The organism is Marinobacter sp. B-12, from assembly GCF_056857915.1.
Window position 1 is genome coordinate 204,111 of record NZ_JBSXOB010000059.1, and the last position, 13,666, is coordinate 217,776.

Below are 13,666 nucleotides of genomic sequence, written 5' to 3' on the forward strand. Positions count from 1 at the left end.
GATCTCCTGTTCCTTCAGAACGTCAGCCCGGCACTCACAAACGGGCCACCGAGGTCGATGTCCAGACGGTCATCGCTGTCTTCGTAATCAATGCTGATCTGACGGTATCCAGCACGCAGCTGTAACAACGACAGTTCGTATTGACCGTAGGCGTTGTAGTCATAGATGGAATCGCCGTCGAAGCTGATGAGGTTCGCCTCGCCACCGACGGAAACACCGGTAAAGGGAAGATCAAAGCGGGCAGCCAGGTAACCCATCGGAATCACGCCGTCGACCTCAGTCTTACTGACCCGACCATTGGTGGCCTGCTCACGGACAATCAGCTCGCCGTCCAGATTGCGGGCGGTCACGCCCAGGTCCAGATTGGCCCAGTTGTCGAGCACTTCGTAATACAGGGTGACGTCGAACTGGCTCAGGTCCAGATCGGAATCCACTTCCGCGCCGTTCGGAAGCGCGTCAAACTCGGTGGACAATTCCCCACGACCACTCTGTTCGATGCGCGTATAGTTTAATCGCACGTTGGGCAGTAGCGGTACCGGATGCTCCAGATAGGCGTTCAGGTTCGCATTGGTGTCGCTTTCCAGATCCAGGTCGTTTTCAACATCGACCACCCTGTTGTTTTTGCCGGCTCTGCCCGAGAGGTCAGAATCCCAATAACTGACATTGGCCCCTACCCCGACCACATCAGCGGTCGCGACTGGGGCAGCAATGACCAATGAGCCGCCGATGGCAAAAATCAGTTTACGCATAGTGCACCTGTTTTATGGTTGTTGTACCTGACTGGTCAGTCGAAACGAATACCGAGACGACGACCAACTTCTTCGTAGGTTTCAATCACATCGCCCAGTCCCTGACGAAAACGGTCCTTATCCATCTTTTTTCGGGTTTCCCGGTCCCAGATGCGGCAGCCATCGGGGCTGAATTCGTCACCCAGAACAATCTGGCCACCCGAGCGGCCAAATTCCAGCTTGTAGTCCACCAGCAGCATACCGGCTTCCTCAAACAGGGCCTTCAGTACGTCATTCACCTGATAGGTCAGTTCTTTCATTCTGGCAAGCTCGTCGGCTTTCGCCCATCCAAAACTGACCGCCAGAGACTCATTGACCATGGGGTCATGCATGGCGTCGTTCTTCAGGAACAGTTCAAAGGTGGGCGGGTTCAGCGTCAGCCCTTCCTCGACACCCAGACGACGGCACAGGCTGCCAGCCGAGATGTTACGAACCACGCACTCCACCGGGATCATGTCCAGCTTCTTGACCAGTGATTCCGTGCCCGAAAGCAGGCCTTCAAAGTGTGTGGGAATACCGGCTGCTTCCAGTTTCTCCATGATGAACGCATTGAAGCGATTGTTCACCATGCCCTTGCGGTTAAGCTGCTCTTTCTTCTCGCCGTCAAAAGCCGACGTATCGTCGCGAAATACCATCACGAAACGGTCGGGGTCGTCGGTACGGTATACGGATTTGGCCTTGCCCGCGTAAAGCTCTTCACGCTTTTCCATGTCAGGTCTCCGGACGTGCCCGCTCTGCGCAGGCACTGCTTGCATTAGTAAAGGTATTCGAACAGTTCTGAAAGCAGCTCGGACGAGCGATTCTCACCATCGTAACTCTCGGCGATGGCGGTGGAAACGATAATGTCGCCGTCGCGTTCCTCGAGCCGTATATCAAACGAATGGACCGGTTCCGGGGCGTCGGAGAACCAGCTAAACCACCCTGGCTCGCGCTCGGATTCCGGCCGGAAATCCACAAAGAAATAGCCGTCTTCACGGTTCAGGTCGATCACCGGTATGCCTGCGTCATCCACCGCTCGCCGTACTTCCGCCCAGGCCCGGCCGTAATCCAGGCTCATCACAATTTCCCGGGGTGTTTCATCGTCTGATACCAGCCTGACCAGGGGTTCGCTGGCCATGCCCAAGGCCGCACGGGAGTACGACTTGCTATCTTCCCGGTTGCGTAAATACTGAGCCAGGTTGTCGAGCAGCTTCCGACTGGTGTCGAGTTGCTCACGGCTGCGGACGTCCCCGCCGCCCCATGCCATCAGCTCGTTGGGGTCATCGGCAACTTCGAAAGAACGGAATTGAACCTCTGAGGTCTTGCGGCGCACACCGGGAGCGACACGAGCCTGAACAACCACTTTTGCCTCTGGCCCGTCAGGATTATCCGGCAACCCCAACAAGCCCCTCGCCTGCTTGCTGAAGTTAACCAGCTCACTCTGCATCAGGCCAAGCTGGGGGCTGTCATACGCCACACCAAGGCCGTTCTCATTCATGTAGGAAGCGACCGCCGGCCAGAGGCGACCGGGAACATCGTTCACCAGCAGCCATATCTGTCCATCCAGTTCCTCAACCAGGTAATTTTCGTCAAGGATATCGGAGGTCATATCCGGCGGCCTGGGTATGCTTCCCCGATACATGCGACCCGAGTCGGCAGCTGTCGCTTCGCGTATCGGCATGATCTGACTAAACTCGCCTTCATCCGCCGTTTCCGGCAGTTTCAGCGGTGTGCCTTCCGGCGCAGTGACATAGCGCTCTGAGCGGTCTTCGATAAGGCTACAGCCTGATAGGGCCATAACAAACATCAGGCCCGCCAGGGGCCTGATGCATTTTTCGGTTTTTTTGATTTCTGTCCTGAACCTAAACGCCATCAGGCGACTCCAGTTACGATAGATGGTACAGCCTGACTCAGAGTACGCCAGAGGCTTTCAGTGCGTCTTCCACTTCCTCGTGGAACCTGTCACTCAGGGGGGTGAGCGGAAGGCGGATGCCCTCTCCGATCATGCCCATATGAAAAAGGGCCCATTTGACCGGGATGGGATTGGCCTCGAGGAACAGTTTGCGGTTCAGGGGCATGAGCAACTCATTAAGCCGCTCGGTTTCCTTTTCATTGCCGGCGATGGCGGCTTCGCACAACGCAGCCATGCCCTTGGGAGCCACATTGGCGGTAACGGAGACGTTGCCCTTGGCGCCGGCAAGCATCAGTCCGGCGGCTGTCGCGTCGTCACCAGAGTAGACCACCAGGCGACCTTTAACGGCTTCAACCAGCTCTGCTCCACGGGGAATGTTGCCGGTTGCATCCTTGATGCCGATGATGTTCGGAATATCCGCCAGGCGTTCTACGGTCTCGTTCAGCATGTCGCACGCCGTTCGGCCGGGAACGTTGTAGAGAATCTGATCGACCGGGACAGCCTCGGCAATGGTCTTGAAGTGCTGATAAAGGCCTTCCTGGGTCGGTTTGTTGTAGTACGGAACTACAAGCAGGCAGGCATCGGCACCCAGCTTGTGCGCTTCTTCGGTCAGCTCTATGGCTTCGCGGGTGCTGTTGCCACCGGTACCGGCAATCACAGGGATGCGGCCGTTGACGCGTTTTATGATATGCCCTACCACCCGCATGTGCTCTTCCGGGTCCAGCGTGGCGGATTCACCCGTCGTTCCAACGGCCACGATACCGTGCGTTCCGTTGTCGAGATGAAAGTCCACCAGCTTATCAAGGTGCTCCCAATGAACGCTGCCATCGGAATGCATGGGCGTGACCAGTGCGACAAGGCTCCCCGTAATCATAAAAACTCCGTACGAATAAAAACGATATGGTAATGTTGGGCACCCACTGACACAAGGGAATTAAAGGAGATGTCATGTCAGCACCCGAACTGAACCGTCCTGTTGATGATTTTGAGGCCCCAGCTACCGGAGATCAAACCATTCGTTTATCGGGCCTGAAAGGCCAGAACGTGGTGCTCTATTTTTACCCCAAGGACAACACCCCTGGATGTACCACTGAAGGTCAGGATTTCCGCGATCGGCACGACCAGTTTGATGCATTGGACACGGTCATTTTCGGAGTATCGCGTGACGGCCTGAAAGCCCATGACAACTTCCGCGAAAAGCAGGCATTTCCCTTCCACCTGATCTCCGACAAGGACGAAGCCCTCTGCCAGCAGTTCGATGTCATCAAGCTGAAAAAGCTCTATGGCAAAGAATATATGGGCATTGACCGAAGCACCTTCCTGATCGACAAAGACGGGGTTCTTCGCAAGGAATGGCGAAGTGTGAAAGTACCCGGCCACGTTGACGAAGTGCTGGAGGCCGCCAGGAGCCTTTAAGGCTCCCTTGGCAGCGCCTCTGACTGTCCGTTCTTGACCGGCCATGCCGAGAAGATCGCCTTGAGCATGGTCGCCAATGGAATGGCGAAAAACACACCCCACAACCCCCAGATACCGCCGAAGAACAGTACGGCCACGATTATGGCAACGGGGTGCAGATTATTCACTTCGGAGAACAGGATGGGAACCAGAACGTTGCCATCCAGTGCCTGAATGACACCGTACACCACCATGACCCAGATAAACTGACTGCCCCACCCGAAGGCGAACAGGGCAATCATGGCGACCGGAATGGTGACGACGGCTGCCCCGATATAGGGAATCACCACACTCAGGCCCACCATCAATGACAGCAGGGCCGCATAGGGCATGCCCAGAACCTTGAAGGCCACGTAGGTAATACCACCAACGATCAATATTTCGACCGCCTTACCCCGTACATAGTTGGCACACTGAAGATTCACCTCGTGCCATATCCTGAGCATCATCGGGCGCTGGGACGGCAGCATGCGGGCGATGGCACCCAGCAGCACCCGGCGATCCTTGAGGAAGAAGAACACGAGGATCGGCAACAACACCATGTAGATCAGCAGCGCCACCAGGTCCGGAATGCTCTCCAGCGAGAAGGACACCAGCCACTGGGTCATGCGGCCTGCTTCGGTGGTCACCTGGTTGTAAATGGTGTTGATGCCTTCCATGGAAATCAGTGTTGGATACTGTTCAGGAAGCACTTCAAGATAGGACTGCATCTCTCTGAAAATGCGTGGAGCTTCGCCCGCCAACCCGGTCACCTGAGTCCAGATCAGAGGCAGCAGTCCGAAGAGGACGCCGATCAGCAGCCCAAGGAAGACAAAGAACACGCCTATGATGGACACAATTTCCGGGATACCGAGCCGATTCAGTTTGGTGACCAGCCCCTGGAGAATAAAGGCAACAATAACCGCAGCAATAGCGGGCGCCAGCATGGAACCAAAAAAAATAATGAAGATGACGCCTGCGAGTATTAGCAGGAAAAGAATGACGGCTTCTTCATCTGAAAAGTATTTGTGGGCAAGACCACGTAAAATTCTGATCATCAACGACTCCGGAGGGTCCCTACTACGAGCTTAATCGCCGCACTTTATCACAAAGGTGAAACAGCCATTCTGTTCCGATGTACGGACCAACTGATGGGTCGACAGCTCGAGGAACGCGGGAATATCCCTTGCAGAACCGGCGTCTGTGGCGATAACTTCAAGTTCCTGGCCGGGAGACATGCTGTTGAGCTCAAGCTTTGTTTTCAATAGCGGCATCGGACAGCGCAGACCCGATGCATCCAGTGTTCGGTCAGCCATGGCAAAAAAGCATCCGTATGTTCAAAACAGGAGCCGGCATTATGCCCACAGTGGTACTGTATTGCACCTCAATCGTAACAGACGGACTCCGAACGAACTTTCGGTGACACAATGCTGTCAGAGAGAACCCAATGACAACGGACATCGCCCATTCATGACTGTCACAAACCGCCGCCGAATTCACCGCCCAGGCACCCTGGCATCAGCCCTTGCCCTGGCATTCTCACTGACGGTCGGTCAGACCTCGGCACAGTCGTCGGACAGCACCTTGCCATCCATTGGTGGCGCAGGTGGCGGGCTGATCTCGGAGCGCCAGGAATCGGATATCGGGCGCCAGGTAATGACGTCCATCCGGCGATCCGCTCCCCAGATCACCGACGCCCTGGTTCAGGACTACCTGAATTCGGTCATTTATCGCCTCGTACCCTCAGCTCCCCTCAGCAGCAGTGACCTAACACTGGCGATCATCGACAGCCCCGATATCAATGCCTTTGCGGTACCCGGCAATGTCGTCGGCGTTAATGGCGGCCTGTTCCTGAATGCAGAGAGCGAGCAGCAGTTTGCCTCGGTTCTGGCCCACGAACTGGCGCACCTGAGCCAGCGCCATTTCGCCAGGCGTCTGGAGCAACAGGAAACCAGCGCCCCGTTGACCATTGCCGGCATGATCGCCGGCATCATACTCTCAGCGGTTACCCAGTCGGATGTCGGCATAGCGGCTATCGCAGGCACCCAGGCACTGGCAGTGCAGAACATGCTGGCTTACAGCCGGGCTCACGAGCAGGAAGCCGACCGGGTTGGCATGGACATACTGGCCAGCTCCGGCATGGACCCGAGAGGGATGCCGGAAATGTTCGAAATCATGATGCGTCAGAACCGCCTGCAGGGAAATCGCGTACCGGAGTACCTGTCCACCCACCCGCTGACACAGAATCGGGTGTCCGACACCCGTAACCGTGCCGAGCAATACCCTCGGCGGGATGTGGCCGACGCTCAGGAGTATCATCTGATCCGATCCCGACTGCAGGTTCGCTACGCCAAGTCCGCAGACATCGCTGTGGAAACATTCAAGGACTACCTGAACCGTTCGGATACCGAAAAGCCGGATGCTATTCGCTACGGCCTGGCGGTCGCGTGGCTGCGGAACGGAAATCATCGTGAGGCGATTGCAGAGCTCGAACGGCTGCTCGACGGAACACCGGGACGCATCACTTACCAGGTTACACTTGCGGAGGCGCTGATTGAGCAGGACATGCTCAATGACGCTCGCAGCCTGCTCTCCGAGGCCCTTTCGAGGAATCCCGGAAACTACCCGATTACCGACATGCTTGCACGTGTTGAAACCGCGGCGGGTAACGGTGAGCGCGCTGCCGAACACCTCCACAGACTGACGCGGGAATTGCCGAAAAAAGAGCATCTCTGGCTAAGGCTGGCTGAAGCCGAAGGGTTGGCACGTAATATCGTTGGGGTACACCGTGCGAGGGCTGAATACGATATCCTGATGGGCGACCTTGAAGCGGCCCAGCGCCAGTTGCGCCAGGCCCAGGAGAAGCTCCCCGCCGGAGCCCCGTTGCGCCAAATCGTGACCGAGCGATTATCGCAGGTGTCAGAGCGACTGAACCAGCGCCGTAGCTGATGTCAGGCGTTACCGGCAGCCTTCAGGTTCATCTCGGCAGTGAAATCCAGCATCCGCTGAAGTGGCCTCAGCGCATCCTCCCGTAACGACGGATCCACGTGAACCTCCTGATCGCCGTTCTCAATCACCGACAGCAGGTTCTCGAGGCCGTTCATCGCCATCCACGGACAATGGGCGCAGCTACGACAGGTGGCGCCATTTCCGGCGGTAGGCGCCTCGATCAGGGTCTTGTTGGGAGCCAACTGCTGCATCTTGTAGAAAATGCCGTTGTCAGTGGCAACGATGAATTGTTCGTTGGGCAGCGTCTGTACCGCATGTATCAGCTGAGAGGTCGAGCCCACAACATCGGCCATCTCGACCACCGCATTGGGCGATTCAGGATGCACCAGAACCGCCGCATCCGGATACAGCGCCTTCAGATCCTCCAGCCCTCGGTACTTGAACTCTTCATGCACAATGCACGAACCATCCCAGAGCAGCACATCCGCGCCGGTGGTTTTCTGCACGTAGTGGCCCAAATGCTTATCCGGGGCCCAGAGTATTTTTTCACCACGGGCATCCAGCGACTCCACAATGGCCTGGGCACAACTGGAGGTAACCACCCAGTCCGCCCTTGCTTTCACCGCTGCAGAGGTATTGGCATAGACCACCACGGTACGATCGGGATGCTGGTCGCAAAAGGCTGAGAATTCATCCGCAGGGCAGCCAATGTCCAGTGAACAGGTAGCCTCCAGTGTGGGCATCAGCACCCGCTTTTCCGGGTTCAGAATCTTGGCGGTTTCACCCATGAAACGGACACCCGCCACGACTACGGTCGACGCTTCGTGTTGATTACCAAACCGGGCCATTTCCAGAGAATCGGCAACACAGCCGCCGGTTTCCTCGGCCAGGCGCTGTATGTCCGGATCGGTGTAGTAATGAGCCACGAGCACTGCATCCTGCGCTTTCAGCGCTGCACGAATACGGGACTCAAGGTCGGCTTTTTCGTCGTCGCTCAGGGTCTTTGGCTCCGCCTGGTGTGCCAGATGTTCCTGAACGAGAATACGGTCTTCAACTCGCGTCATTACTGCATCTCTGTATTGCGTTAACGTCGGAAGTATATCATTTCAGCCACGACTTTCACTGGGCTGTCACCCTGCTGTCACAGAGCTTTGCCTAGGTGCCTTAGGCGCACCCTTTAACTACACCCACTATCACAGATGTATGACCGTATACCCAAAAAAAAAGAGCCCGAAGGCTCTTTTTTCGACAGGAGCCACTTTGGCTTCCTGTTCTGTTGGTGGGTCGTGAAGGATTCGAACCTTCGACCAATTGGTTAAAAGCCAACTGCTCTACCAACTGAGCTAACGACCCATAACTGTCGGACCGAATCCGGACCGGAACAACGCGACGACTCAATCCACCGCCTCGTTCGTAATTTGGTGGGTCGTGAAGGATTCGAACCTTCGACCAATTGGTTAAAAGCCAACTGCTCTACCAACTGAGCTAACGACCCAAACGAGGCGCATATAGTAATGATTTTTCAGCGCCGATCAACCCCTAATTCCCAGGTTTCTCAACATTCCTCGCGATGACCACGATCAGCCGTTATTGGAGTCGAGGTACTTCTGCGCCAACTCAGCGGCACTGGTATTCGGATAGTCACGGATCACGGTTTGCATACGCCCACGAGCCTGCTCCTTATCGCCAAGCCGGTCCAGGGTCACGCCAAGCTTGTAAACAGCATCCGGAGCCTTGCGGTGATCCCCGTAACGGGTTGCGACAATGGTGAACGCCTGCCGCGCCTGCTCCAGCTGTTCCTCAACGAGGTACACCTCGCCCAACCAATAATAGGCGTTGACCGTCAGGTCCCCTTCCTCATACTCATCAATAAAGTCATACAACCCATTGATCGCCTGGTCGTAGTTCTTTTCCTGATGAATCAGGGTCTGAATTTTCTGGTAATCCGTCCGTTCTTTATCGGTAGGCTGCCGGTAGATTCTGGTTTTCACCCCCGAATCTCCTGTTTCAGCCGAATCAGCCGCACTCTTAGAGCCCGCTGAGCTCGTCGCTGGTGCTTCAGAAACCTTTTCAGAGAGTTTCAGAATTCGCTGGTCAAGGTCTATGTAGCGATCCCGGGATTGCTTGGTGAGCCGATCAATGAGGTTACGCTGCTCTTCCACCCGCCCCTGCAATCGACGAACCTCGCCCTGCAGTTGCTGAATCATATAGAACAGTTCCGCATTGGCCTGACTGTTGCCAGCCTTGCGTTCAGCCTCAGAGGCATTGTCCTGGAACGCTGGAGAAACGGATTGCGCCAGCGTGCCGCCCGCCTGCCCTAGGGCAAGCGGGAGCATCACTGTCGCCATGAGCAGATGTCTCATGGGGTTCGCCTGTTACTGGAAAACAAGTTCAACGCGACGGTTCTGGGCCCACGCGCTCTCACTGGAACCCATCACGGCCGGCTTCTCTTCACCGTAGCTGATAGTTTCCGTCTGGCCGCGGGAAGCACCGTTCACAATCAGGAAGCGCTCGATGGCATTGGCACGACGCTCGCCCAGTGCAAGGTTGTATTCTTTGGTACCGCGCTCATCGGCATGTCCTTCAATACGGACATTCTGACCAGGATTGGCTTGCAGGAACCGGGCGTGGGCCACAAGAACATCACGGGCATCGGCCTCGATTTCGGAGGTATCGAAATCAAAGTAGAAAGTGGTGATTTCGCGCATGGCGGCTTCTTCCGCGCGCGCAGCACGAGCTTCCGCCTCACGACGCTGCTCTTCGCTCATCTCGGACGAAGATACGCCGCCATCATCATCGCCGCCATAAACAGTGCTACCACCTTCCTGGTCGACTGCAGAGACATCGGAACCGTACGCGCCGTCTTCAGTGGTCTCACCGGTGCTGCTGCAACCCGCGATCAGACCAAGAGACATTACCATGGCGAATAATTTGTGGTGAGCTGATACGTTCATAATCACTTCCTTCCTTTTTTGAGAGTCTGTTGTACGTTTATATAAACGAACCTGTTCTGTTCGGAGTTCCGGTTTACTTGACGATCGGTGACCATGCCGGTTCACGCACATCACCCTCCGAGGCCGGCAGACTATAGGCCGCTCCGCCATCGGCGGCAATTACAGTTAGTACACTGTCGCCGCTCTGCTTGGTTGCATAGATCAACATCCGGCCATTGGGCGAAACACTGGGCGATTCGTCGGACCCAGTCCTGGTGAGAATCGTTTCTTCCTCCGTCTGCAAGTTAGTTCGCGCTATGTGAAACGCCTGGTCTCTCTGATGCACATAGTAGACGTACTTGCCATCGTCGTCTGGCCGTGGGCGGGCGTTGTATCGGCTACCAAAGGTAATCCTGCGGGGTTCCGCATCCTCGCTGGACTTGTGGTATATCTGCGGCCCACCGGAACGGTCAGACGTAAAGAAGAAACCTTTACCCGTATGATCCCAGGTGGGCTCCGTATCAATAGACCAGTGATTGGTCAGCCGTTTGAGCGAACGACTCTGAATATCCATCTTGTAGACTTCGGCATTGCCATCTTTCGACAGGGTCAACAGAAGTGACCGGCCGTCCGGTGACCAGGCAGGCGCGGAATTCAACCCCCGGAAGTCTGCGACCCGCGTGCGGTTGCCTGATGAAAGCTCATGGATGTAAATCGCAGGCTTGCCAGTTTCAAACGACACATAGGCAAGCCTCTTACCATCTGGCGACCAGGCAGGCGACAAGATCGGTTCGTCGCTTTCGAGCCTGACCCTGGCCCTTTTGCCATCCACGTCGCTGACCTGTAGTCGGTACATTGGCTCTCCCCCGGAACGCTGAAGCGTAACATAGGCCAATTTGGTAGAAAACGCGCCGGGTACGCCGGTTATAGCCTCATACACCTTGTCACTGATGTGATGGGCGAGACTCCGGGTGCTGTTCACCGATGACGACGCTGTCGCCCCGAGAATCCGCTCCTCCCGGTTTACATCGAATAATTCATACCGGGCCTCAATTTTGTCGCCGGTACGTGTCAACTGCCCAACCAGAACGTAACGCTGCCCCAGAAGTCGCCAATCACGGAAATAAACCTCGTCGCCCTTTGACGGCAGACTGAGCATTTTCTCCGGTGGCAGTGGTTTGAATTCACCACTCATGGTGAGATCGTCGCGGACGATATTGCTGACCTTGTCGCCAGAGGGGATTTGACCCGATTCGGAGAATGGAACCACGGCGACCGGGATGGCCGAATCCGCACCCTCGGTGATTCGTATCAACAGTTCAGCGTTTGCCGGGTTACCCGCTGTCATCACTACCAGCATTAGGAACCACGCCGCGGCCAAGCCAATACGGGTTATGCCTGTTGTGCTCCGGTTCGTCATTTGATTTCCCATTATCCTTATCTCAACCGCCGGGGATTGAACTCAATCGTAAACTGGCGAAAATACTTTTCAAATGTGTCCCGATCATCGGGAATCGGGTAACGATTCAGCGACTTAACCGCGCCCAGCGCCGAATTATCGAATGCCGTGTTGCCACTGGAGGAGACAAGCTTTACCGACGCAAGTTCACCAGTCGGTAGCAAAGTGATCTGAAGCCTTGCGGTCATCTCCTCCGTTGCCGACGAAGGCGGATACCAGGCCTGACTCAACCGTTCCCGAATCAGCGCCTGATATTTCTGACTTTCCGACAGCATTTGTGACTCGCGTGCCTTGGCAGCAGCCGCCTCCCTCTTACGGCGCTCTTCAGCCTCGCGCTCCTGCTGCGCTTCTTCCGCCAGAGCTTCCAGTTGCTGCTCCTTCAAACGCCGCTCACGCTCCTTGCGCTTGCGTTCGGCTTCCTGGCGCTCCCGCTCTTCCCTCGCCTTGCGCTCCGCTTCTTCCTTGCGGCGCTGCTCCTCCGCACGGCGTTTTTCTTCAGCGGCTTTCCGGGCAGCCTCTTCCTGGCGACGCTTTTCTTCCTCGGCCTTTTGACGTTCACGCTCCTTGGCTTCAGCCGCAGCCTTCTGGCGGGCGGCCTCCTCCGCTTTGCGTTGCTGTTCACGTTCCCGCTCGGCCGCCTCTTCCTGGCGCTTCTGTTCCAGCTTACGCTCTTTCTCCTGCTGGATGCGGCGGGCTTCTTCCCGTTCCCGCTCCTCTTCCGCCTTTCGGCGTTCGGCTTCTTCCTTACGCTGCCGCTCTTCCTCCTGCCTGCGTTCTTCGTCACGATCCGGTTCATCAACCGGTTCCGTCACCGGGCTGGGCTCCGGCTCGTTAGGAGTGATCAGGCGTGCAGATATACTGGGTGGCGGCGGATCCTCGGAGGGATCGGTCCATGTCCACCCGGCCAGGGCCACGCCCAGAATCAATCCATGCAGCAGGATTGACAGAGCCACGGGCGACTTCCAGGGGGGCTGGCCCGTGTTGGTTACATCACGCTCATGACCTCTCACAAAAACCTGCCTGCTTTGTACCTACTCATCAATGGATGGCGCTTCGGTGATCAATCCGACGTTAGACGCCCCTGCGGCCTGCAACTGTGCCATCAGTCGAACAACGGTACCGTACTCAACATGCTCATCACCCCGAACAAGCACCTCGCGGTCCGTACGCTGGGACAGGATTTTGGCGATCCGGTCGCGAATGTCGGCGAGCGACATCGGGTCGCTGCTTTCGTCCCCGATATCCATGAAATACGCACCATTGCTGTCCACAGACACCACGATGGTTTCCACGTTCTTGTCAGACTGGATCGGCTGCGATGTCGTTTCCGGCAGATCCACTTTTACGCCCTGTGTAAGCATCGGCGCCGTCACCATGAAGATGATCAGCAGCACCAGCATGACGTCAATGTAGGGTACGACGTTGATTTCGGACATCGGCTTGCGACTTCTGGCCGGCATCATTCCCATGCCTTTCATGTTTCGGCTCTCCCGACTGGCTGTCCGTTACTGGCTGCCATCCTCATGCGGCTGACTGCTCGCTGTTATGCACACGGCGATGGAGGATGCTCGAAAACTCATCGGCGAAGGTTTCATAGTTCTTCAGCAGTGCGTCGGAGATAGCGGAGAAACGGTTGTAGGCAATCACGGCAGGAATAGCCGCAAACAGACCCATCGCCGTTGCTATCAATGCTTCAGAAATACCGGGGGCTACCGTGGCGAGGGTCGCCTGCTGAACCTGAGCCAAACCCCGAAACGAGTTCATGATGCCCCAGACGGTGCCAAACAGACCGACATAGGGACTTGTGGAGCCTACGGTTGCAAGGAAAGGTAAATGCATCTCCAACCTTTCCTGCTCCCGGGAAAACGCCACTCGCATCGCACGCTGGGTGCCTTCCATGACGGCATCGGCATCCCGGCTTTGCTGGCGCAAACGGGAAAATTCCTTGAAACCGGCGCGGAACAACGATTCCATGCCGGAGAACGGCGTTGGATTACTGTTCACTTCCCGGTAGAGCTGGCCCAGGTCCATTCCGGACCAGAATCGTTCCTCGAACGCATACTGGGCCTGCTTGGCCTTGCGGAACACCTTCAGGCGCTGGAAGATCAGTGCCCAGGAGATAATGGACGCCAGGGCAAGCAACAGCATGACCAGCTGAACCAGCACGCCGGCGTTGGCGATGAGATACCAAACAGAAACTTCTGACTCCACC

Annotated in this window: 15 protein-coding genes and 2 tRNA genes; 2 read left to right on the top strand and 15 right to left on the bottom strand. The window is 56.4% G+C overall.

The genetic code is table 11. The features are described from left to right. Positions 1-14: 14 nt before the first annotated feature. From AC13D2_RS14405 to dapA, 4 genes are read right to left on the bottom strand one after another with little or no spacing between them, the layout of a single operon-like run. On the bottom strand, positions 15-749 hold the full coding sequence (locus tag AC13D2_RS14405; protein ID WP_300498277.1) for a TIGR04219 family outer membrane beta-barrel protein: 735 nt from the start codon (positions 747-749) through the stop codon (positions 15-17). Between the two features lie 35 nt (positions 750-784). Further along, entirely contained in the window at positions 785-1,498 is a 714-nt protein-coding gene (gene purC / locus AC13D2_RS14410; RefSeq protein WP_300498275.1) for a phosphoribosylaminoimidazolesuccinocarboxamide synthase, read from the bottom strand. A 44-nt stretch (positions 1,499-1,542) separates the two neighbouring features. Then, the gene (bamC, locus tag AC13D2_RS14415) at positions 1,543-2,640 is read right to left on the bottom strand and encodes an outer membrane protein assembly factor BamC (RefSeq protein ID WP_300498273.1); all 1,098 of its coding nucleotides are present in this window, start codon (positions 2,638-2,640) and stop codon (positions 1,543-1,545) included. A 37-nt stretch (positions 2,641-2,677) separates the two neighbouring features. Then, positions 2,678-3,553 (bottom strand): 4-hydroxy-tetrahydrodipicolinate synthase, encoded by an 876-nt coding sequence (gene dapA / locus AC13D2_RS14420; RefSeq protein ID WP_300498271.1) that lies wholly within the window; start codon positions 3,551-3,553, stop codon positions 2,678-2,680. Between the two features lie 74 nt (positions 3,554-3,627). Here dapA and AC13D2_RS14425 point away from each other — a divergent pair, with 74 nt between their 5' ends. Further along, a complete protein-coding gene (locus AC13D2_RS14425) occupies positions 3,628-4,095 on the top strand; it encodes a peroxiredoxin (protein WP_292050245.1) in 468 nt (155 codons plus the stop codon). Here the strand turns inward: AC13D2_RS14425 and AC13D2_RS14430 are convergent. Together AC13D2_RS14430 and AC13D2_RS14435 are read right to left on the bottom strand one after the other, a co-directional pair. Next, entirely contained in the window at positions 4,092-5,171 is a 1,080-nt protein-coding gene (locus AC13D2_RS14430) for an AI-2E family transporter (RefSeq protein WP_300498268.1), read from the bottom strand. The two genes, AC13D2_RS14425 and AC13D2_RS14430, sit on opposite strands and share 4 nt — an antisense overlap. 30 nt (positions 5,172-5,201) lie before the next feature. Continuing rightward, positions 5,202-5,429, bottom strand: coding sequence for a sulfurtransferase TusA family protein (locus AC13D2_RS14435; RefSeq protein ID WP_292050243.1), 228 nt, complete (start codon positions 5,427-5,429; stop codon positions 5,202-5,204). A 154-nt stretch (positions 5,430-5,583) separates the two neighbouring features. Here AC13D2_RS14435 and AC13D2_RS14440 point away from each other — a divergent pair, with 154 nt between their 5' ends. Further along, positions 5,584-7,062: a M48 family metalloprotease gene (locus AC13D2_RS14440; RefSeq protein ID WP_292050242.1), complete on the top strand. Its 1,479-nt coding sequence runs from the start codon at positions 5,584-5,586 to the stop codon at positions 7,060-7,062. Positions 7,063-7,064: 2 nt separating this feature from the next. On the opposite strand, the gene nadA is transcribed toward AC13D2_RS14440, so the two are convergent. From nadA to tolQ, 9 genes are all read right to left on the bottom strand, one after another. Beyond that, a complete protein-coding gene (nadA, locus tag AC13D2_RS14445; RefSeq protein WP_292050241.1) occupies positions 7,065-8,126 on the bottom strand; it encodes a quinolinate synthase NadA in 1,062 nt (353 codons plus the stop codon). Between the two features lie 213 nt (positions 8,127-8,339). After that, a tRNA-Lys gene (locus AC13D2_RS14450) sits at positions 8,340-8,415 on the bottom strand. Between the two features lie 66 nt (positions 8,416-8,481). Further along, positions 8,482-8,557 (bottom strand) — tRNA-Lys (locus AC13D2_RS14455). A gap of 85 nt (positions 8,558-8,642) precedes the next feature. Next, positions 8,643-9,425, bottom strand: coding sequence for a tol-pal system protein YbgF (gene ybgF, locus AC13D2_RS14460; RefSeq protein ID WP_292049261.1), 783 nt, complete (start codon positions 9,423-9,425; stop codon positions 8,643-8,645). A 12-nt stretch (positions 9,426-9,437) separates the two neighbouring features. Next, positions 9,438-10,016 carry a peptidoglycan-associated lipoprotein Pal gene (gene pal, locus AC13D2_RS14465; RefSeq protein ID WP_482938837.1) on the bottom strand — a complete coding sequence of 193 codons (579 nt, stop codon included), beginning with the start codon at positions 10,014-10,016 and terminating at the stop codon, positions 9,438-9,440. 73 nt (positions 10,017-10,089) lie between these two features. Then, on the bottom strand, positions 10,090-11,355 hold the full coding sequence (gene tolB / locus AC13D2_RS14470; RefSeq protein ID WP_292049392.1) for a Tol-Pal system beta propeller repeat protein TolB: 1,266 nt from the start codon (positions 11,353-11,355) through the stop codon (positions 10,090-10,092). Between the two features lie 77 nt (positions 11,356-11,432). Then, positions 11,433-12,407 carry a cell envelope integrity protein TolA gene (gene tolA / locus AC13D2_RS14475; RefSeq protein ID WP_292049393.1) on the bottom strand — a complete coding sequence of 325 codons (975 nt, stop codon included), beginning with the start codon at positions 12,405-12,407 and terminating at the stop codon, positions 11,433-11,435. A 78-nt stretch (positions 12,408-12,485) separates the two neighbouring features. After that, on the bottom strand, positions 12,486-12,932 hold the full coding sequence (gene tolR, locus AC13D2_RS14480; protein ID WP_007152468.1) for a protein TolR: 447 nt from the start codon (positions 12,930-12,932) through the stop codon (positions 12,486-12,488). A 43-nt stretch (positions 12,933-12,975) separates the two neighbouring features. Continuing rightward, complete coding sequence (gene tolQ, locus AC13D2_RS14485) at positions 12,976-13,665, bottom strand: protein TolQ (RefSeq protein WP_007152467.1); 690 nt, start codon at positions 13,663-13,665, stop codon at positions 12,976-12,978. Position 13,666: the final 1 nt, after the last annotated feature.